This window comes from Spirosoma pollinicola (assembly GCF_002831565.1).
Lineage (GTDB): Bacteria > Bacteroidota > Bacteroidia > Cytophagales > Spirosomataceae > Spirosoma > Spirosoma pollinicola.
Map to the genome: position 1 here is coordinate 1,237,894 of NZ_CP025096.1, position 20,097 is coordinate 1,257,990.

Consider the following 20,097-nt stretch of genomic DNA (forward strand, 5'->3'; position numbering starts at 1 on the left):
CTGGCCGGGGGCTTATTCGTCTATGAATGCCTATTGATTTACTCAGGAAGTCCGCTACTTTTGTTGGGTTAATTGAGAACAGTAAACGTTCATATATTGATGAAGACGAAGATTTTACTGGTAGATGATGAGGACGATCTGGAAGTGCTTTTCAAACAGATTTTTCGGCGACAAATTCAAGCGAATCAATATGAATTTATGTATGCCCGCGATGGGCAGGAAGCTCTAGCTGTTATTGAGCAATTTCCAGATATTGATGTTGTTCTCAGCGATATTCATATGCCCGTTATGGATGGCCTGACCCTCCTGGCCAAACTATCGGAAACGAATCCAATCATCAGAACAGTAATGGTTACGGCCTATGGCGATATGAGCAATATCCGAACGGCCATGAACCGGGGGGCGTTCGACTTCGTTACCAAACCCGTCGATTTTAAAGACCTGGAAGTAACCATCGAAAAAACGATTCGTTATGTAAACCAGTTGCGGGAAACCGCCGAACTGAAAGCCGTCGATGAGATGAAGACGCGCTTTTTTGCCAACATCACCCACGAACTTCGTACACCCCTCTCACTGATTATTTCGCCGGTCGACAAGCTGCTGGAAACAACAGACCTGCCCGTTTCCTACCAGCAACAACTGTCGACCGTTCGACGAAATGCCCGCCAGTTACTGCGCCTGATCAACCAGTTGTTAGACATAAATAAGCTGGAAGCCCAGCAAATGGATCTGGTTACCGAGGTGGGCGATTTGCCGGGTTTCGTTGCGCAGATCGTGGATTTGTTCCGACCGTCGACAGACATTAAACAGCTAAATCTGGCCTTTACGACAGATATGCCGCCGGGTAACTACCTGTTCGATGCGGGGAAATGGGAAAAGATACTATACAATTTATTGTCTAATGCCATCAAGTTTACCGAAACCGGCGGCATTACTATTCGTCTCTCCCAAACGCCAACGGCGGCCCGGCTGGCAGTAGCCGATACGGGCATTGGCATTCCGCCAGATAAACTCCCTCACATTTTCAATCGGTTCTATCAAGTCGATAACTCGCGAATACGTACCTACGAAGGCACTGGAATAGGTCTGGCCCTGGTTCATGAATTAACGCTTCGACTGGGTGGAACAATCACTGTTCAGAGTTATTTAAACGAACCAACCGGGCTGCAAGGCACCCATTTTGTCCTGGAAATTCCGGTTCAGCGGGTAAACAATTATAAAGAAGCCCAGCCAGTGGTAACACCCACAACCAGTATGGATTTACTCTTGCCTGCGAAAGCGACAGTTGCGGAGTCGCAATCGGTTGATACTACCCCGCTGATATTGGTGGTGGAAGACAATGCTGAACTGCGGGAGTTTATGATCGCCGAGTTAGCCACAACATTTCGGGTTCGTTCGGCGGCCAATGGGTATGAAGGCTGGGTACTGGCCAAAGAAGAACTGCCCGATATTATCATATCTGACCTGATGATGCCGCGTATGGACGGCTACGCGCTCATTGAGCAGCTAAAAGCCGATCCGGCTACCGATCATATCGCCATTATTCTGTTGACTGCCAGTCTTGAGCAGGATAGTCGGCTGAAAGGCTTGTCGTATGGGGCAGATGAGTATTTAACGAAGCCGTTTCACGTTGGCGAACTGCGCTTGCGCTTACGCAACCTCCTCAATCGCCAGCAGAAGCTACGCGAGCAATATCGACAGCAGTTAGCCCAGCCCGAACCCTCTACACCCCTCGAAGCGGTGCAGGACCAGTTTTTGCGTCGTCTATATTCACTTGTTGAGCAACGCCTTGATGACTCGTCGCTGAGTGTTGAATGGCTGGCCGATCAGTTGGCCATGAGCCGTAAAACACTCTACACCAAAGTAAATTCGCTCATTCAACTGTCGCCCAATGAACTCATACGTCAGTATCGGCTTCGTAAAGCCATCGACTTACTGCGAGCGGGTCATAATGCATCCGAAACAGCATACATGGTGGGCTTTGAGTCGCCGTCTTATTTTACCAAGGTTTTCCGCGAATTCTACCAGCAAACGCCAACCGACTATCTGAAAACGTGAGATTTAAAATCATAGCTGATCTAGGCCGTCAAGGCGACCATTCGCTGAATAAAACCCGCCATCCAGGTTGTTTTGACTAACTGATTGAACAGCGTAATACCCGCAAGAGCAGAGGTAACACCGGCCAGTACATCCAGCACATAATGGTGGCTGGAATAAACTGCCGAAAACCAGATGCCGAGCATCACAACCACAAAAAACAGGTTTACCCACCCTAGTTTTTTCTTAAGTCCAGAATACAGCACAATCACTGGATACGATGAATGCAGCGAGGGCATAGCAGCAAACACATTGGAGCTTTTGGCGTAGATGGAGCTAAACAGCGAAATGCCAAAGTATCGGTCAAAATTGGCCAGGCCAGCGGTGTTGCCGGGAGTGTGCGGATGAAAGACAAACCCATATTCCTGACTGTACCAGGGTGGGGCCGCCGGATACAGGTAATAAACCACGAAGCCCAGTAAATTAACCAGCACAAACGTCAGCGCGAAGGGATAGAATGCGGGCCGATCTTTGAAAAAAAGATAGGTCGCAAAAAGCAGTGGAATCGGAACCCAGGTTAAATAGAATAACCCGGTCATCACGTCCAGAAAGGTTGTTCGATGAGCCAGCCAGTATTCATTGGGGGTCAGAATGGACGAGCCGTAGGGAATGCCGAACAAATTTTTCTCCAGCTGGTAGAGGGATTCGATGTGTACGGTAGTATATCGGTAATTCGGGAACGCTTTCATGTAATCGAAAACGATCCAGTACACGATGAAAATAGAAAAGCCCAGAACAAACTTACGGCTCTGACTGGAGGCAAAATACAGGCCATTGACCAACGCAATCAGAAACAACTGGTCTGATTTAAAGCCAACCAGCAAAAAAGACAGCAATAAATAACCAAGTGAAAGGATACTCAGCGTTAAAATCTGTTTGGGAAGAGTCGGGTTGGCAACCGGCGAATTCGAGATCATGTTACGGGTAAACAAGTACAGCGTTAAACCATAATACGTTCGACAGTACTCTCGCCGGTAGTTGCGTTAATGCCTTCGACCTGAATGTATTTGACATTCGGCATCCATAAGGTGCCGCCCTCAATATGCAGATAGAGTCGTTTCAGAATCACCTTTTTCTGGTTCACCGTGGCATACACATAGTAACCCGCGCCCCGCTCCGATTTAACCAGATGTAGGGGGAATTTCTTGTAGGAAACAAAGTTCAGTTCAAATTCGTCGTTCGACAGCGCATGGGCTTTGATGCCGTAGGCAAAGGTGCGCTGAAGATACGAAAGCTCCTTCTGCTGGCTTTGTTCGGTGTAGCGAATCCAGAAAACACGAACAGGCTCCCGTTTATCCAACTGACCATTCTGTAGGTTCAATGCACAGATAATGGTATTGACATTTGGATCTCGCTGAAGGTAAAATAATTGGTTGGGAATATTTTTGGGTATCGGAAAGCTGATTTTTGGCTGTTCGTCAGTAGGAGCCTTCACAACCCCTTTTGCCACCACCGAGTGGGCCAGCGTAGCCGTTAGTAGCAGAAACGTCAGCATCAGGGCGTTGGACCGCGAAGGCGATTTCTCCTTTTGGGTGAGTGCTTTCTTTGCGTCCATTAGGCGGTTATAGGCCGTGAGGTTAGTCATCACCGCCATGAGCGTTAACGGCAGGGTAAAGATTGACATCGTTTCGAATACATGCATAGGAATCCCCGGCATATAAACCTTAAAATCGGGCCCGAGCACAGGAGCCAGGAAGCCACACGCCAGCGCCGACACACCAATGGTAATTACCCGCTCAGGACGCTGCATGAGTCCCCCTTTGCACTCGATTCCCAGCCCTTCGGCACGGGCACGGGTATAGCTAACCATCATGGAACCAATCAGGGCGATGAAGGCGAACAACGACCCAAAAAAGTAATGATGGGCAATGAGGTAATAGCAAATTCCCAGAAACATGATCAGTTCGCTGTAGCGATCCAGCACTGAATCAAATAGAGCTCCATAGAGCGAACTCATCTTGCCCAGCCGCGCTACCTGCCCGTCGAGCATATCGAATAAACCGGCAAACAGCACCAGCGCACCCGCCCAGCCAACGTAACTTAAATCGCCCCGATTGCCTTGCTGGGCACCCAGAATGAAGATTAACGCCACGCCTATGTTCAAAACCAGCCCGATGGTCGTGATCATGTTAGGCGTTAGCCCTATCCGAATGAGCAACCTGACGAAGGGGTTAATGATTGTATATATCCCCAACTGAATTTTTGTACGAAGAGAAAGTGTCTGTTGCATGGCAGGTGGTGTATGGCGTTAAAAGTCAAATGTGGCGCGGGCGCGAATACCCCATTGCGACACATTTGGGTGATCGAGGTAATTGAGTCGTTTGACCAGGTCGATCCGGAAAAACTTCAGCACATTGGCAACACCCGCACTGGCTTCAATGTAGGGCGTTTTGTTTAGCGTGTAGGTGTATGGCACACCAAAGGCGTCGGTCGGAAATTGATAGAGCGACGGATTCTGCTGCGGATCGTTCTGGCTGCGTAAACCGCCATAGAGCGCCTTAAACGACACCGCTTCCCGCCATTTCAACTTCTTGAATAATGGGATTTTGTTGAAGAAAAACCCATTAAACGAATGGTCGATGCTTATGCTGGCATAGTGATCGCTCACAAACTCCAGGAAGTTCATCAGGTTATACGAATTCAACTGATACGCATACGTTTGGTTGGCCCGATGAATGTTCAGTAGGGGAAACGGAACCTGACCGAAAATGTAGCCGCCCTGCACCGTAACGTTCGAATAGCCTAGTTGCGATAACATGAAGCGTTTGCTAATGGTGCCCGTCAGGTTCTGATAGTTGTACTGGCTGTTGAGCAAGCCTTTTATGCCAGTAGCAAAGCGGAGCGTATAAACAGGGTATCGGCCCACAATCGGCACCCGGTAAATCTTGCCCTGATAGAACTGCTCATTAGGTGCCCAGCGCGTTTCCAGCGAGAATTCGGAGGTGGTAACGGTGGGCGAAGGCGTGTTTTCGTTGTCGTCCTCGCGTTTGAACTTCAACGCTCCGGCAGGGGCTTGCTGCCAGTTTTTGAACCCGATACTGTACGAAAAGTGGTTCTCGAACTCATGAACATAGTCGATCCGCCAAGTGTCGTTATAGAGCCATTTGTCGTTAACACCCCGTTTGAAGGACAGCAAAAAATTGTCTTCCTGCACAAATTGAAGCTCCTGCCCCGGAATTTTGGTGTCGCGCTGGAAACTGGCCCGGATGTAGTTTTGGGGAAACTGGTAAATGGTTTTGTTGTTGAGGGAATACGTTCCGCTCAGAAAATACTTCCAGCGCTGGTCTTTGAAGCCATAGGCAGCATAGGTTTCGGCATAGTACCGCTTGCTCAATTCCGGCGTGGTGCGCCCGCCCAGCCGCAGCCGAAACCCCTCTACCGGGTTGAAACTGTAGAACGTGTTGGCCGGGCCTATCTCAAAGGCACCGAACGACTTATACCCGGCAACCACAAACGTAAGGGCTTCCATTGTGCGCCGAAACGAGGGCATTCGTTTCAGGCTGTCGATATTGGCGTATATCTTCGACTCGGCAGACGATAGCGTATCGTGGCGGTTTTCTACCCAGAACTGCTCCGATTTCGTCGCGGCACCGGCCTCCACTACCTGCGGCTGACCGCTATAAAATTCGTCGGACTGCGGTTCGTTGGTTTTGTAGTTTTTGTACGACAGCGTTCGCTGGCCGAAGATGCCGCCCCCCTTGCCTTTGGTAATGCCAAAATCGGCTAAAAGGTCGCTTTTGCTGAGAAAATATTTGCCGTCGGTGTTTTGCTCAAATTGCAGACGAATCTGCATGTCGCGAACCCAGTTGAGATTGATTTTCGGGTTTATCGACAAATTGATTCGCTGAACGGCATAGTTGCTGTCCAGCGTCACATACATTTTGCCCTGAAAAAGCATATCCGTTCCATTGCGGGGCACAAAGGTCAACCCCACCAGCTTTGTCGTTCCGACCTGGATGGTATCGGACAAGAAATACTGGTAAAAAGTTGGTGCCGTTGTGGCAATAGGACTCAGGAACTGATTGGTCATCAGAAAGATCGAGTTTGAATAAATATCGACCTTCGAGTACATCCGGTTCAGGTAAAGGCTAAGGCCATTATTGTCAAAATACTGACCGAAATCGACGCGCTTTTTGGCTTTTATGATAGTTTTTTCTTTCTGCGGGCTTTTACGGAAATAGCTATCCGTTACCTTTTCTTCCAGGTAGATTGGCAGAAGCGACTTTCCGGGTAGGGTAGTCGTATCCCGATTCGCCAGCAGGAACTGGTATTTCTGGAAAATTTTCCGCTCCGATACCTTGGCTGACAGACTGCTGAGCGAAAACTGTAATTTGTCGTATTCCTCATACGACACATAATTGTAGTGCTCTATCTGATTTTGCTCTTTATGGCTAATTACGTTTCGGATCAGCTCAACGGCCGGATTGTTTTTGTTGCGATAGCGTTCCCGTTTCCCGCTGCGAATAACTACTTCGTTCAACAACTGCGAGTCGGACTCCAGCTTGATATTGATCTGTTGAGTTGCACCCGGTGTAATTGTTCTGGTAATGGATTTATAACCAATAAATGAAAAGGTTATTTTCGTAAAACTTCCCGTGGCTGCTAATGTGTAGGTGCCCCGTTCGCTGGTGGTCGTGCCGATGGTTGAGCCAACAAAAACGACGTTGGCAAAGGGGAGGGGCTGATTAGACACTCCGTCAATAATGGTTCCAGTAACAGTAGTCATCTGCGCGTGGGTCAAACCAGAACACAATAACAGTAACCCGCTTAGCAGCAGGACTGTTTGGTGACGCACGCAACGATATAAGTGATTCATGACATAACGAAGACAAAGTCTTTCTGCAAAAAATAATTGTACGTGACACCCACCAGAATGCCGATGGCTGTTTTTGCGACCAGATACTGGACGCCCAGAAAATGAGTAGCAACAAAAAGTCCGCTTGCGTTGGCACCTGCATTGCCGAGCCAGACCAGCACAAACCGGCTGAACTGTGAGGCTACGGGCTGAGAGCTATTGGCAAACGTCCACTTTTTTGAAATAATAAAACTGGTCAGCCCACCAAAAACTGCCCCGCTAATACTGGCCGACAAATACCAGAAATGCCCCAATTGGACGCACAGAATAGTTGTCAGAAAGTCTACACCGGTAGCCATAAGGGAGGTGGCCTGAACTTTAACGAATGTTCGCATAGGATTTATAAAATACGCAGTGCCAGCGCAGCCTGTAACAGTAAATTGGCATATAAGCCCGCCAGCAAATCATCGAGCATAACGCCCCAGCCTCCGCTCAGTTTTTCCAGTTTTCGAATACCGAACGGTTTGGCTATGTCAAACAGGCGGAATAAAACAAGCCCCGCCAGCAGGCTTTTTTCATTAATCGGGATGAATAACAGCGTAAGACACATGCCAGCTATTTCGTCGATAACAACGCGGTAACTGTCTTTTCCCCACTCTTCTTCAACTACGTTGGCCGACCAGATACCGATTCCCGTCAGGGCAATCGCAATCAGTACCGGAGCAAAAGCCGGGTAGCCAGCGGGTTGCGCCAGATACCATAGTGCACAGCATGCAATCGAGGCTACCGTACCGCCCCCTTTCGGGATATAACCAATACCCAGTGCGGTAGCGATTAGTTTATGCATGGATCATATAGATGCGCCAATTGAATGTACTCAGCTAGCCAATTAGTGAAAAGCCGATTAAACGCCTGAATCATCTATAAATAAATAGCCGACAATCATTTGGGTAATGAGTTGTTTGTGATCTTCGGCAAAGGCATCGAAACTTTCTTCATCCATTTGCCAGGTGTTCATGGTGATGGCTTTCCCCAGAAAAATAAATTGAGTGTTCGATAATAAAAGACTCAACACATGCTGCATTTTGATGGGGCGAACAACACCCGCATCAATAGCTTCCTGCAATTGTTTCTCAAAAAGTGAAGTCCACTGGGCTTTTGCTACCCGAAAAAGATTGATCAACTGATCAGGGTCTCTGTGTACCTCATTTAAAACAAAGATGCATAGGCTAGGGTTTTGCTTAAACGTCTGAAAATCATGTTCTATCAATTCAATTATTTTCTCTTTCAGACTAATTGGCTTATTAAGTACCGTAGTCATACCCGCGAAGAAAAGCTGAAGCATGTCCTCAAAAATGGCTGCAAACAGTTTCTCCTTCGTGCGGAAGTAGTAATTCATTAAGGCGCAGTTCAAGCCAGATGCCTTGGAAATGTCGCGGGTTGTAGCCCCATCGAATCCTTTTTCCAGGAATACTTTCTTAGCCGCTTCTTTGATTTTTTCTTCCGCGGAACTAGCAGATTTCATCATTTCTTTTTGTTGTTGCATCAAAGGTACGGCAGCTTATTTATATTTGTCAAATGATTTAATGAATTGATTAAACAAGTTGATTAAATACTGTTTTCTCCTGAATCAGTCCTAAATTCCAGCTGTTCGAAGCGGTAAAAAAAGGACAAAGGGCAGTAACGGATGATTACGAAAATTCTTTTTTCTTCTGTAGGCATTGCTTGACAGGAAGGCTGCCGCAACAAACTGGCCTGCCAGATCAAGAGAAGGTTGCTTAACCAGCAGGTCATTCTGGTAACAACTATCAGGATTAGTAAGTTGTCTTTTAAATAGTTATAAATTATGTACGACATCTGCACAATAGGTCATATATCGCTGGACGAAATTGTCACTGCGCAAAGAGTTACATCTATGCCCGGTGGAACGTCATTTTATTTTGCCAAAACACTTCAGTATTCCGACATAAAGCATAAACTTATCACGGCTCTGGCTCCTCGGGAATATCCTATTATTGATGACTTGCGAGCCGAAGGAATTGATGTTTATGCATTGCCGAGCCGTCATACTGTCTATTTCAAAAACAGCTATAGCGATGACCAGAATCACCGGGAACAATACGTACTCCAGAAAGCATCTCCCTTCAGGGTTTCTCAAATGCCAGCTGTAAGTGCAAAAGTGTTTCACTTGGGGCCCTTGCTCTTCGATGATATTCCTGCACAATTAATTAAGGACCTGTCAAAGAAAGCACTCGTGTCGCTTGACGTACAAGGGTATTTACGGTCTGTGCGAAATCAAAAAGTGATGTATCATGACTGGGTCGATAAAGGAAGAATCCTTCCCTACGTAGACATACTGAAAGCCAATGAGTTTGAGATGGAAGTCGTTACGGGGCGAAAAAATGCGCGTGATGGAGCCATGTATCTGGCCGATCTGGGTGTGGAAGAAGTGATTATAACGCTTGGCAGTATGGGATCGCTTATTTACACCAAGGGCGTCTTCTATCAGATTCCGGCCTTCAAACCTACTGCCGTTGTCGATGCCACAGGCTGTGGTGATACATACATGGCGGGCTATTTATGGAAACGCGTGCAGGGAAATCAGGTGCAGGAAGCCGGCGAATTCGGGGCGGCATTGGCAACGTTGAAAGTAGCCTCTTCAGGGCCTTTCTCCGGCTCATCCGATCTGATTATGAGCCTTGTAGAACAAGGGGTTACGGCATAAGCCCAATGCCTGCCTATACCGGAGCCGGGTTGACTGTCGTCAATCTGTTTCCAGCGTATGGAGGTGCCGGGTTTATTGCTAAATTGCCCGTATATGAAACAAGACTACGTTGCTGGCCTGCTTCTTTGGGCTTTTTGTTTTGTGCTGATAGAAACGTCTGTTGCTCAGCGGGCTTCATCAGCGCCGGATTCATTAAAATCAACCACTGCAGCAACCGGTAAGGATTCCCCGTTGTTTGGCTCAGTCAATGAACTGGCGTTTACGCTCACTGCCGCCGATCTGCGCGTGCTGTTGAAAGATAGGGGCGATAAGCCCGTTACGCATGTAGCTTCTTTAACCTATGTCGATGCCCGGAACCAGCCCGTTAGTTTGCCGCTCACGCTGAAAGTACGGGGTAATTTTCGACGCAGCCGGGTCAACTGCTCCTTTCCGCCCCTGCTCATTGACCTTCCCAAAAAGAAAGCTAAAAAAACGCTGTTTGCCCACCAGAATAAGCTGAAACTGGTAACACACTGCCAGGTCGACGAATGGGTTGTGCGCGAATACCTGGTCTATAAACTCTACAACCTGCTTACCGATGTTAGTTTTCGCGCGCAACTCGCACGGGTCACCTATGCCGATTCGCTGGGTAAGGTTTCCTCTGAAACACACTGGGCGTTTTTGCTCGAAGACGACGATGACTTAGCCAAACGGAACGGCTCAAAGATCAGCAACATGAAACAGATCAGCATGAGCTATACTGATTCGCTCAGGATGGCTACGGTTGCGGTTTTTGAATACATGATTGGTAACACCGACTGGTCTGTGCCTTATCTGCACAACATTCGATTTCTTGATAACGGCAAGACAAGTTTTGTGCCCGTGCCTTACGATTTCGATCATGCCGGTATCGTAGGAGCGAGCTATGCCCTCCCTGATCCGCGACTCGAAATCAGATCGGTGAAAGAACGGATATATCGGGGTCTGGCTTATCCAACGGCCCTTTTTCAGCAGGTATTCAATACGTTCAATCAGGTGAAGCCGCAAGTTTATGCCGTATATCAGAACGATAGTCGGCTGGACAAGGCCTATATAAAACGCACGTTGAAATACCTGGATGAGTTCTATACCCTCATTAATAAACCGGCCTCGGCGCAGACGGTATTCAGAGCGAATGCGCAGTCGGCTGAGGTGAAGTAGCTTATTGCATCACGATCAGCGTGATGATAACGCTGATAATTACCGCCGAGAAGCCAATCATGAAAAATTGATAGGCGAATTTAAGGAGCCGGTATTTTCTGGATAATACCAGACCCTGTGTGTATATATTGTCGATCAGACTCGTATAAAGATCTTCGTCGTTAGTGAGCAGTTTCCGTAGCTCGGTGCGGTAGTCGGTTGCCGTAAGTTGCGTGTAATAACCGAAAAATAACAGATCGATTGGCCGTTCTTTCGGTGTGCTTCCACGTTTTGCCAAAGGTGAAATAGTGGGGTTGGTCGCAATCAGCGAGACAATGATCGTAACCAGGCAAACCGTCAGCAGGAGTAAACTGGGAATTAATAGAATGGCGGGGGCGTCGAATTTGCGGGCGTAAGCCGAAATAGTAATGGAAACAATAATGGTGTTGATTGAAATCATCAGGTTGGCCTTACTGTCGGCCATTTCGCTGAGTTTCATGTGATTGGACAAGGTGGTTCGAAATAACGTTTCCACCCCTTTACTGGTTTTCTTGCCCTTCTCTTTCTTAGGTTTATTGCGTTTTTGACTATCAGGTACTGCTATTTCCGACGATTGATCTTCTGGCGGCATGGGTGTCATTGTGGGTGGTCAGTTTAAGCCGTAAGTTACGTGTCTTATAGACATTGACCAATAAAACGATCGACTGTCTAACTCGCCCGTTAGTTTGTCAGCGAAGATTTTACGACTGTTTTTTGCCCTTTATTGTACCTATTTTCTGCATAGAACGGAAACCGTCGTGCCTTGCCCTGGCTGACTGTTGAAGCGCAGGGTGGCTCCATTCCGGCGAGCAAAATCATTGATCAGTACCAGCCCTAATCCCAACCCATGCGTGCCCACCTGGGGCCGTCGCTTGCCGGAAAATACCTGCTGGAGGTAGGCCAGCTGGTCGGGAGCAATACCGTCGCCCGTATCCTGCACCTGAATGGTGGCTTGTTCTGGTGCGGCACTGAGCGCTACTTTACCGCCTTTTTAGGTATGTTTAAGGGCATTGTCGAGTAGATTACGGACAATAAGAGAGAGGTCTTTGGGGTTGGCTGTCAGGGTATAGTGATCAGGTATGACCACCGAAAGCAGAACACCTTTGGCCTCTGCCAGTCCTTTATAAACCTGAGTCAACTCCTGGAGCAGGGGGGCCGCGTCGAATGGCTGGGGGCTGGATTGCTGCTCGAAATGATTGTTTTTGCCCCATTCAAGCAGGTTATTGAGCAACAGACTGGTTTGCTGGCCCATAAGATCGATTTGCTGGGTTACTTTTTCGACATCCTGACTACGGTTTTGACGAATCAAAAAGCGCAGCAGGGTACCCACATTCATGATGCTGTTGATGGGTTCGCGCAGGTCGTGGGCAATTACGGTGTAGAGTTTATCTCTGGATTGTTGAAGACTTTGCAGTTCAGTATTGGTCGTGCGAAGGCGGACGGCTAACAGACTAATGATGCCAATAATGATCAAAGCCAGCACTAACCCGGCCATAATGAGCTGATTTCGGTCTTCATTTCGTTGTTTTTCGAGTTCGAGGGTTTTGATGGTGGCTTCCTTTTTCTCTGATTCATATTTGGCCTGGAGGTTAAGCAGCTCCTTTATTTTCACCCGTTCCGTGTAGGCTCTTTTGAGCGAATCATAGGCCAGTAAATAGGGCAGGAGATCTTTAACTTTTTTAGTCTTTGTACGGGCAATTGCCATACCAAAATTAGCTTCAATAATTACATAGTCATTGAGACCAATTTTTGACCTACCTGCGGCCAATATCTTTTTCAAATATCGTTCCATTTCTACGTAGTTACCCAAACCTTCATTGGCAGACGCAAGATTTGAGTAAATCGTTATTTGATTATAGGAACTGCAGTGAGCTGCATATTTCAGTGACAAGTTTAGTTTGTTTATAGCTGTTTGAAAATCTTTATTCAAAATGTAGAAAAAACTGAGATTAAGGTAGATATCCTTCAACATAAATCTCATCTCCGGGTATTTTCCGACAAGTTGTACTATGCTGTCATATTTTTTCTCAACCTCTGCTAAAGTCATTGGCTGATAGAATAAATCCAGCTCTGCCAGATACCTTGGCATAAGGCTTATTTTATTCCGGGGGTCGGATGACGTTTCGACTAGAGAGAGAGTTTTATCATAATGAAATTTAGCCTTGTCGATATCGCCAACCCGTTCGTTAAAATTATCGATATTCAATCGCATGAGCGCCAGATGGCAGTGGGCCATACCGGATGTATCGCTGGTACGATCAAAATAGGTCAGTGCTTTTTGAAAGTAAGTAAGGGCTTTTGGCGCATCTTCTGATTTGTAGCGGATACCCATCAAATAGTTATACATCGCTATACCAACACCAGAGCGCTGCTGACTCACTAACTTTTGAATGGTTGCCAGATCGTTGCCAAAGTTATCCGAAATTTTGTAGCGGCTATATTCCAGCCAGATCAGCTCATGCATGTAGCGTGACTGATCGTCTTTATGGCTATACACTACTTTTTCCAGACTGTCTGGATTCATGTTTACAACAAAATAATCCTGGAACGAGGTATAGGTCTTAGGCTGAGCCAGGGCGGTAAACACCCTGATTGTAAGTAATAGGGTAAGTAGAAAGAACTTCACTTGATAAAGGGTAGGAAGGCGTTGTTAAGCTGTAAAAATACAGTAAAAAAACCTTTTGTCTACAGATGGCAAGTTGTTGTTAATTAAATAGTAAATACAATAGATACATTTTATTTATTAAAATCACAAGTAACCTACATCAGTTTTACCGTGGTAAATTCCTTACTTTGTGTTCTACCGCGCATTGTACTGAAATTTCCTATATAAAAGTATGTCCCCCATCCGTATTATTCTTCTGGAAGATAATCCTATCGACAGTTTAACTATACAGATAATGCTTACCGAATTAGTTGACAAAGAGCATCAGTTGGACTTGGTGGCTGTCTTTGAGACCCTGACTCCTCTGTTAGTATTTCTGGAAACCAACGAGGTAGATATTGTCATTGCTGATATTTTTATGAATAATAAGCCAGTAGGCCTCTCTTTGTTCGACTACCTCAAACACCGGCCTATCTCCCTTCTGTTTGTTTCCAATACCAACGATAAGGATATTTTTCTGGAAGCCCAGCGCAAATCGTCGTTTCGCTTTATCAGTAAACCGATAAATCTTTTTACGCTGCATGCCAACCTGTATAGTATATATGAAGAGATGCAGCGCAACCGGCAGTATAACTTATTAGCTAAACAGTATTTGTATTTAAGTGGGAAGGGGGGGCAGCAGGAACAAGTACTGTTTGATGATATAGTCTATATTGAGTCAGAGGGTAATTATTGTTTTGTGTTCACGACGGCAAAGAAATACGCGCTAAAAAAGTCGTTGAGCAAAGTCCTTGAAGAGGACCTGGACGTGAGTTTTCTGCGCATTCACAGGGCTTATATTGTTAACAAATCAGCTATTAAACAGATTGGTCCGCTTTCTATCAAAGTCAATGAGCATGTATCGTTACCCATTGGCCGACACTATCGCAAATCGCTGATGGAATTTGCAAGAAAGTAATGAATAACCGGATACCCGTACAGTTTACCAGCATGTTGCTTTTTCGTAACTTATTGGTACCCCTCCAGTAAGTTGATCAAAGTCTACTAATGTGACGAAAAGCGTTAATGGTGGCTAAGGAATAGCTAGTCTTCCTTTGGAGCCAGCACGTCATCATTCTCTTCCTGACTTGCCCGCTCCACCGTTTCTACAAACTCCTCCGTCGAAACGGTGTGTATATATGGATCATCGAGTTCTTCATCCGAATTGGGTGTGGTTGGGGGAGTATCTGGATTCATGCTGTCAGAATTTAAGGGAATAATATGGATTAAACGAAAATCTCGTAGTGAAAATAAACGCAGGAACGAAGGCATGATTTTTGCCTATAATTATATACTAATTTTTTCTATTAGTATATAATTTCAACCACTCCTATATAGTCCATGACTAATTCCAGTATGCGTTTTTGCGCCATTTTTCTATGGATATGTCTGTCCGGTTGGGGAATTACCCCTGTTCAAGCCTATATCAAAGTATACGAACAAATAAACCCAACATTTCGACTTACAAAAACAGTTGACAAAAGCCGGGCCAATGTGGGCGATGTATTGAGTTATACCCTTGTTTTGACAAATACGGGTACTGTATCTGCCAGTGTAGTCGTTCAGGACTCCTTATCAGCGGGTGTTAGTTATATAACTGGGTCGGCAATCGTTCCAACCGGAACGACCTTTACGCCGGGTGCCAGCGTTAGTGCCTGGCAGGTGCTGAATATGGCTGCCGGGCAACAGCTAAGCCTAACGTTTCAAGTAACGGTTACTGCCGGCGGAATAGTTTACAATACGGCCAGTATTCCTGGCGAAGCGGTTCGGGCCTGCACCACCATACCCGTCAAAATGTGTGCCGGAACAGCATACCGCTTCCAATTGACTGCCCCACCCGGTCGCCCGGACTATCAATGGTATCGAATTCCGCCTGGCAGTACCAGTGCTGTGCTACTGACCGAAACCAGTAACCTATTGAGTATAACGGCGGCTGGTACATATAGCCTTTATTCCGCAAATACCGCCAATTGTCCTGATTTCAGTTGCTGTCCGTTTATTGTCGAAGAACAAAATACAGTCGGTTGTTTCCCTATTGCCGTCAAACGGTTTGATAAGCCTGTTGTTCCGCCTAACGCTGGTAGTGTACTGTACATTGGCAATTCGTTGGGTAATTTCTTCGCTATCGATGGCAATACAGGCGCGGGTAAGTGGCGGGTTTCAACAAGCTCGGCTTTCACGTCGAGTCCATATGTAGCGGCAGGACTAGTTTTTACAGGATCCGATGGCGGAACCCTGTTTGCCTACGACACGACGGCTGGTCAGCAACGCTGGCAGTTTAGTGCAGGTACTGGTATTTTATCAAGTCCGGTCGTTTCACATACACTGGTATATGTGGGTAGCGAAGACCAGAATCTCTATGCGATAAGCACGGCCACCGGTTCGTTACAATGGAAATACAGCACCGCAGGGGGCGTGACAACGAGTCCAACAGTTGCCAATGGGAGCGTTTTCTTTGGTAGTAAAGACCAGACGCTCTACGCGCTCAATGCCAGTTCGGGGCAGCTAGAGTGGAAATATAGCACGGGTGCTGCTATCCGCTCCAGCCCGGCTATCGATAATGGTCGTATTTATTTTGGTTCCGATGATTATACAATTTATGCTTTAACTGCCAGCACAGGTGCCTTTCAATGGAAATATAGTACAGGAGGCAAGATTTCGTCGAGCCCAACTGTATCCGGCAATAACGTTTTTATTGCTAGCGAAGATGGTACGGTCTATGCCTTAAATGCGACTACCGGCGTACTGGTGTGGAAATATGGTACAGGAGGGCCTATAACCTCCAGTCCTGTTGTTTGGGGTGGTAAGGTATTCCTGGGTGGACAAGATTACACCGTCTACGCACTGGATACTTCTACGGGTGCACTCAGTTGGAAATACAGTACAGGAAAGCCTATCACGTCGAGTCCTATTGTTCAGACAGACGTTGTCTACGTAGGTAGTCAAGATGGCACACTGTACTGTTTAAATGCCACTACTGGAAGTCTTCGCTGGAAAAATCCACTCGATGGTCAGTTGTTGGCAAGCCCCAGTATGTATACAGCGGGCGGGAGCATCGTCGCTCCGGGTATTAGTGGGGGCCAGCAGTAAATCGGCCTCAATACATGTAATGCAAGCTTTATTGTGACCGACATAAGAAAAGCACTTAACGATAATGTTAAGTGCTTTTTTATTAAGAGTCTCCTATAGGACTTGAAACTACGGCCCCTTCATTACGGATGATGGCCTACCCATTTTTTGCTGTTTACCGTCTCTTGAGCAATTGACCCGTTGGGTGCATTGAACTAAACTCAGCATGTAAAATCGGGCATTTTATTTATTCGGCTGACGTGCCCCAAGTACGCTGGCCAGGACCTGTCGAGCGGTATCGGCCTATTGCTTACCAACGCTGGTTTCAATCAGCGAAATCAATCCGTTGAGTTGCGCTTCACTGAGGCCTACCTGCAGGCCTGCTCCCATAGGAAACTGCAACTGACCGTCAACGCCAGTCATACTGGCAAGGGACGAAATGGTTACCAGTTCCCGCTGACGACAGGTTAGCACGTCGAGGCCTGCGAACTCGTCACGGCCTGGGTAATCTGTCCCTGTGCCGAAAAAACAGACGTAAAGAAGCTAACTAGTATCAACAGGATAGGGAGAGCTATGTCGGCAAGCTGCGGTGTAGCGGCCGGATGACTGGTAAAGCCGGTTGTTTTGGTATCGAATGAATGTTTCATGACCGTTTCGTTCATCTTTCTGTTTCTTTACTCATAGTGTCTTTAGCTTGTTGCCGTGGCGTTTATCGTCACGCACAGCCGAATGGCGTGGGAAAGGATCTCGCCAAATTTGTGGTACTCCGAACCATCCTTACGCGAAAGCTCGCTTGTAGTCGCTCAATTATATCGGGCATCCGGGCTTTCTTATAAAAAATAAATGGATCCGTCGGGGCCGACCGTGCGGATCCATTTGTAGTCATTAGCGGGTGAATTCAGCAAAAAATCTAAATCCGTAATCCTATTTCGAATAGTCGCTATCACTGACCTTTTCCATCCACTCTACCACGTTACCGTTCAGGTTTTCCTGAATGGCGATATGCGTCATGCCGGTTGTTGCAGTGGCTCCATGCCAATGCTTTTCGTTGGGCTCAAACCAGATGACATCACCGGGACGAATTTCTTCTACCCGACCACCTTCCCGTTGTATCCAGCCGCACCCGGCGGTTACGATCAGGGTTTGGCCCAGCGGATGAGTATGCCAGGCGGTTCGGGCACCGGGCTCGAAGGTAACGCTGGCGGCTGCCCCACGCCTTGCGTCGTTGGCCGCAAATAAGCTGTCTATCCGTACGGCTCCGGTAAACCAGTCGTCCGGTCCTTTAGCCGACGGTTGTGACCCTACTCGTGTAATTTCCATACTGATGCTTTTATCGATTTAACTGAGACGACGGGTAGTGAGCGCCCTCCCTGTTTTTCGATTAGTTATGCCGTTTCCTGAAGTGTTTTTTCAGTAACGTCGGTAATAACGACGCTGGCTCCCCGACTCGAAAAGGCCAGGGCTGTTGCTCGCCCAATACCTGTTCCGGCACCGGTTATAAAAGCTACCTTACCAGCGAAAATTTCATTTTCTGTTGATTTCATATACGTTGATTGGTTACTGCACTTTGTTTATTGAAGACGCAAAAAATCACGTCTCTAGGCCAGCTTTTCATCACTTTATCCGGGGTAATCGGCAGATTACGAATGCGGTGGCCGATGACTGCTTTTTTAAGATTATGCAACTATTGGGTTCTGTCCCCAATTCCCGCAGGCGGCAGGTAACGTATAGGTGCTATGGCAGCTCCAAACTGACAGTTACACTACCCGAACCCAGCGCAGCCTCAAGTCCGGCCGGGTTATCAATCCGTCCGAGTCTGGTGTAGCTATAGCTTGTCGGAAACGACTTGTAAAAGAGCACCAGCGTAGTGGACCCATACAGCATCAGATCACCGGTAGTAATCGTTCGGGGATTTGATGCATTGGTGGGCAACGGTCCCGCATTCGGGCTGGTGGGGAAATTGTACAGTTTTTCGTTCCCGTTTAACTCACTCATCGAAACGGTCATGGGTAGCCTGGCTCTAAACGCCGTGACAGTCGGATTGTCCTGCAGGGTTGCGATGAACGAAGTGGTCCCTATCCTTATTCTGACCGGACCGCCGAGCGGCTTATTGCTGGTTGTATCTGGTTCATTGTTTCCAGGTACAGCAGGAGAAGGACCCCCATTGTTATTCATAGTACACGCCATAATTCCAATGAGAAATAAAAGAATTAAGCTGATTCGTGCCTTGTTAATGGCTTGCATACTGATTCATTAATGCTGTTGAACGTTAAGTATATACCCTGAATGTAGCCTCTTTCTACGGGCAAAGCTACCCGAAAAGCATGGGCGGCTTTATAGCGAAATCGCAGTCCTTTTTATAAAAACCGCACCTTTAATCAAAAAATGAATTACGTGATTGTTTAACTATAAAGTCTACAACTTTCCGTTACCCTTTGAAAGTCAGGCTGTAAGCGCAAAATGTTGCCAATTGCCATGCTTGAAACCTTTTGATTAAAATCTTTAGTCTTATATTGTAATTATGAAAATGCAATTGCACAAAGAGGTGGCCCCGCCTGATGCCGGTGATGCGGCAATAAGACCACGCCGGACCGGTGAAGCCCAGCCCATCACGATGGTCTATGATAGTCCATCCGAGCTACCACCCGGCACCACGCCGGTGAGTCGACTTTACTACGAAGACTGGAACATTAAAGTCGTGGATCGGGAAAAAAGCGGTTGTGATAACTACCTGTCACCCAACCGTCGGGATTTCTACAAGATCATGCTCATGACCAGCGGCACGGGCTGCCAAACCGTCGGGAAGGATAATTACCTCATTGATGAACGAACCATTCTTTTTCTGCACCCCAATGAGATTATACGCTGGCGCAATGCCCCCGAAACGGTGGGAGGGGGTGTCTTCTGCATGTTCAAAAAACGGTATCTGGATCAGCACCCATCCCTGAAGCTGGTTATCGACCGATACCGGTTTTTTACCGAAAAAAAGATCCTGCGTCTTTCCGAAGAATCGACCCGGATGATTCACCAATTGCTTACCCAGATGAAGGCTGAAGCGGCCTCGGGCGACCCACTAGCCGAAGAAGCCATGCAGGCTTATGTTCAACTGGTTCTGATTGAAAGCCTGAAAGGAACAACCTACACGTCAACCGGTCCGATTACCCATGAATACCGGCATGTCTATAATTTCTTCGAATTACTGGAAAAGGAAACCAATCTGGCCAATCTGGACAAACCCATCCGAATCCGGACGGCTCAGGAATATGCACAGAAACTGAATCTGAACCCCAGTTACCTGAACGGGTTGGTTAAAAAGCATATCGGTCAGCCCATCAGTACACTTATTAAAAATCGTTTAGTCGAAGAAAGTAAAGCGCTTCTGATTCAGACTGATTGGAGTTTGCAGCAGATCAGCCAGATTATTGGCTTTGCGGATCAGCCTAATTTCAGCCAGTTCTTTAAAAAGTATGTGGGTATAACGCCCAATGAATTTCGGCGCTCACCCATATCGCCAGCTTATGAGGATTGATTTTTTGAAAGAAATGAACCTGCATCGCTGATTTATTCCTG

At 47.0% G+C, this 20,097-nt stretch carries 21 protein-coding genes; 6 read left to right on the forward strand and 15 right to left on the reverse strand.

Translation table 11 applies throughout. The features are described 5' to 3' along the window. Positions 1-99 precede the first annotated feature (99 nt). On the forward strand, positions 100-2,058 hold the full coding sequence (locus tag CWM47_RS05405) for a response regulator (protein ID WP_100986920.1): 1,959 nt from the start codon (positions 100-102) through the stop codon (positions 2,056-2,058). Positions 2,059-2,078: 20 nt separating this feature from the next. Here CWM47_RS05405 and CWM47_RS05410 read toward each other — a convergent pair whose 3' ends face one another. The 6 genes from CWM47_RS05410 to CWM47_RS05435 form a co-directional block, all read right to left on the reverse strand. Then, positions 2,079-3,014, reverse strand: a complete 936-nt coding sequence (locus CWM47_RS05410; RefSeq protein ID WP_100986922.1) for a phosphatase PAP2 family protein — start codon at positions 3,012-3,014, stop codon at positions 2,079-2,081. A 23-nt stretch (positions 3,015-3,037) separates the two neighbouring features. Continuing rightward, positions 3,038-4,327 carry a DUF4833 domain-containing protein gene (locus CWM47_RS05415; protein WP_100986924.1) on the reverse strand — a complete coding sequence of 430 codons (1,290 nt, stop codon included), beginning with the start codon at positions 4,325-4,327 and terminating at the stop codon, positions 3,038-3,040. An 18-nt stretch (positions 4,328-4,345) separates the two neighbouring features. Further along, positions 4,346-6,823: a DUF5686 and carboxypeptidase-like regulatory domain-containing protein gene (locus CWM47_RS05420; RefSeq protein WP_240625718.1), complete on the reverse strand. Its 2,478-nt coding sequence runs from the start codon at positions 6,821-6,823 to the stop codon at positions 4,346-4,348. 86 nt (positions 6,824-6,909) lie between these two features. Next, a complete protein-coding gene (locus tag CWM47_RS05425; RefSeq protein ID WP_100986928.1) occupies positions 6,910-7,287 on the reverse strand; it encodes a GtrA family protein in 378 nt (125 codons plus the stop codon). Positions 7,288-7,292: 5 nt separating this feature from the next. Then, positions 7,293-7,739, reverse strand: a complete 447-nt coding sequence (locus CWM47_RS05430; protein WP_100986930.1) for a phosphatidylglycerophosphatase A family protein — start codon at positions 7,737-7,739, stop codon at positions 7,293-7,295. Between the two features lie 57 nt (positions 7,740-7,796). Then, positions 7,797-8,420, reverse strand: a complete 624-nt coding sequence (locus tag CWM47_RS05435) for a TetR/AcrR family transcriptional regulator (protein ID WP_240625719.1) — start codon at positions 8,418-8,420, stop codon at positions 7,797-7,799. A gap of 318 nt (positions 8,421-8,738) precedes the next feature. Here CWM47_RS05435 and CWM47_RS05440 point away from each other — a divergent pair, with 318 nt between their 5' ends. Together CWM47_RS05440 and CWM47_RS05445 are read left to right on the forward strand one after the other, a co-directional pair. Beyond that, a complete protein-coding gene (locus CWM47_RS05440) occupies positions 8,739-9,617 on the forward strand; it encodes a PfkB family carbohydrate kinase (protein ID WP_100986934.1) in 879 nt (292 codons plus the stop codon). A 93-nt stretch (positions 9,618-9,710) separates the two neighbouring features. Continuing rightward, entirely contained in the window at positions 9,711-10,796 is a 1,086-nt protein-coding gene (locus CWM47_RS05445) for a hypothetical protein (RefSeq protein ID WP_100986936.1), read from the forward strand. A gap of 1 nt (position 10,797) precedes the next feature. On the opposite strand, the gene CWM47_RS05450 is transcribed toward CWM47_RS05445, so the two are convergent. The 3 genes from CWM47_RS05450 to CWM47_RS05460 all read right to left on the reverse strand — a co-directional run bounded on the left by CWM47_RS05450 (position 10,798) and on the right by CWM47_RS05460 (position 13,440). Continuing rightward, on the reverse strand, positions 10,798-11,415 hold the full coding sequence (locus CWM47_RS05450; RefSeq protein WP_206170607.1) for a Pycsar system effector family protein: 618 nt from the start codon (positions 11,413-11,415) through the stop codon (positions 10,798-10,800). Between the two features lie 129 nt (positions 11,416-11,544). Continuing rightward, a complete protein-coding gene (locus CWM47_RS40180; protein ID WP_170069405.1) occupies positions 11,545-11,754 on the reverse strand; it encodes a sensor histidine kinase in 210 nt (69 codons plus the stop codon). A 51-nt stretch (positions 11,755-11,805) separates the two neighbouring features. Continuing rightward, positions 11,806-13,440 carry a tetratricopeptide repeat-containing sensor histidine kinase gene (locus tag CWM47_RS05460; protein WP_157815903.1) on the reverse strand — a complete coding sequence of 545 codons (1,635 nt, stop codon included), beginning with the start codon at positions 13,438-13,440 and terminating at the stop codon, positions 11,806-11,808. Positions 13,441-13,651: 211 nt separating this feature from the next. On the opposite strand from CWM47_RS05460, the gene CWM47_RS05465 reads away from it, so the two are divergent. After that, a complete protein-coding gene (locus CWM47_RS05465) occupies positions 13,652-14,377 on the forward strand; it encodes a LytR/AlgR family response regulator transcription factor (RefSeq protein WP_100986942.1) in 726 nt (241 codons plus the stop codon). A 125-nt stretch (positions 14,378-14,502) separates the two neighbouring features. Here CWM47_RS05465 and CWM47_RS38740 read toward each other — a convergent pair whose 3' ends face one another. After that, complete coding sequence (locus CWM47_RS38740) at positions 14,503-14,655, reverse strand: hypothetical protein (protein ID WP_170069406.1); 153 nt, start codon at positions 14,653-14,655, stop codon at positions 14,503-14,505. Between the two features lie 144 nt (positions 14,656-14,799). Here CWM47_RS38740 and CWM47_RS05470 point away from each other — a divergent pair, with 144 nt between their 5' ends. Further along, on the forward strand, positions 14,800-16,548 hold the full coding sequence (locus CWM47_RS05470; RefSeq protein WP_100986943.1) for an outer membrane protein assembly factor BamB family protein: 1,749 nt from the start codon (positions 14,800-14,802) through the stop codon (positions 16,546-16,548). 282 nt (positions 16,549-16,830) lie between these two features. Here CWM47_RS05470 and CWM47_RS38020 read toward each other — a convergent pair whose 3' ends face one another. The 5 genes from CWM47_RS38020 to CWM47_RS05495 form a co-directional block, all read right to left on the reverse strand. Beyond that, on the reverse strand, positions 16,831-17,001 hold the full coding sequence (locus tag CWM47_RS38020; RefSeq protein ID WP_157815904.1) for a hypothetical protein: 171 nt from the start codon (positions 16,999-17,001) through the stop codon (positions 16,831-16,833). Then, a complete protein-coding gene (locus tag CWM47_RS05475; protein ID WP_157815905.1) occupies positions 16,995-17,174 on the reverse strand; it encodes a hypothetical protein in 180 nt (59 codons plus the stop codon). The genes CWM47_RS38020 and CWM47_RS05475 overlap by 7 nt, the downstream gene beginning before the upstream one ends. 277 nt (positions 17,175-17,451) lie before the next feature. Beyond that, entirely contained in the window at positions 17,452-17,847 is a 396-nt protein-coding gene (locus CWM47_RS05485) for a (R)-mandelonitrile lyase (protein WP_100986948.1), read from the reverse strand. 65 nt (positions 17,848-17,912) lie between these two features. Continuing rightward, positions 17,913-18,071: an SDR family NAD(P)-dependent oxidoreductase gene (locus tag CWM47_RS05490; RefSeq protein ID WP_240625721.1), complete on the reverse strand. Its 159-nt coding sequence runs from the start codon at positions 18,069-18,071 to the stop codon at positions 17,913-17,915. Positions 18,072-18,261: 190 nt separating this feature from the next. Continuing rightward, the gene (locus CWM47_RS05495) at positions 18,262-18,702 is read right to left on the reverse strand and encodes a cyclophilin-like fold protein (RefSeq protein ID WP_240625722.1); all 441 of its coding nucleotides are present in this window, start codon (positions 18,700-18,702) and stop codon (positions 18,262-18,264) included. A gap of 346 nt (positions 18,703-19,048) precedes the next feature. Here CWM47_RS05495 and CWM47_RS05500 point away from each other — a divergent pair, with 346 nt between their 5' ends. Then, on the forward strand, positions 19,049-20,056 hold the full coding sequence (locus CWM47_RS05500) for a helix-turn-helix domain-containing protein (RefSeq protein WP_240625723.1): 1,008 nt from the start codon (positions 19,049-19,051) through the stop codon (positions 20,054-20,056). Positions 20,057-20,097 lie beyond the last annotated feature (41 nt).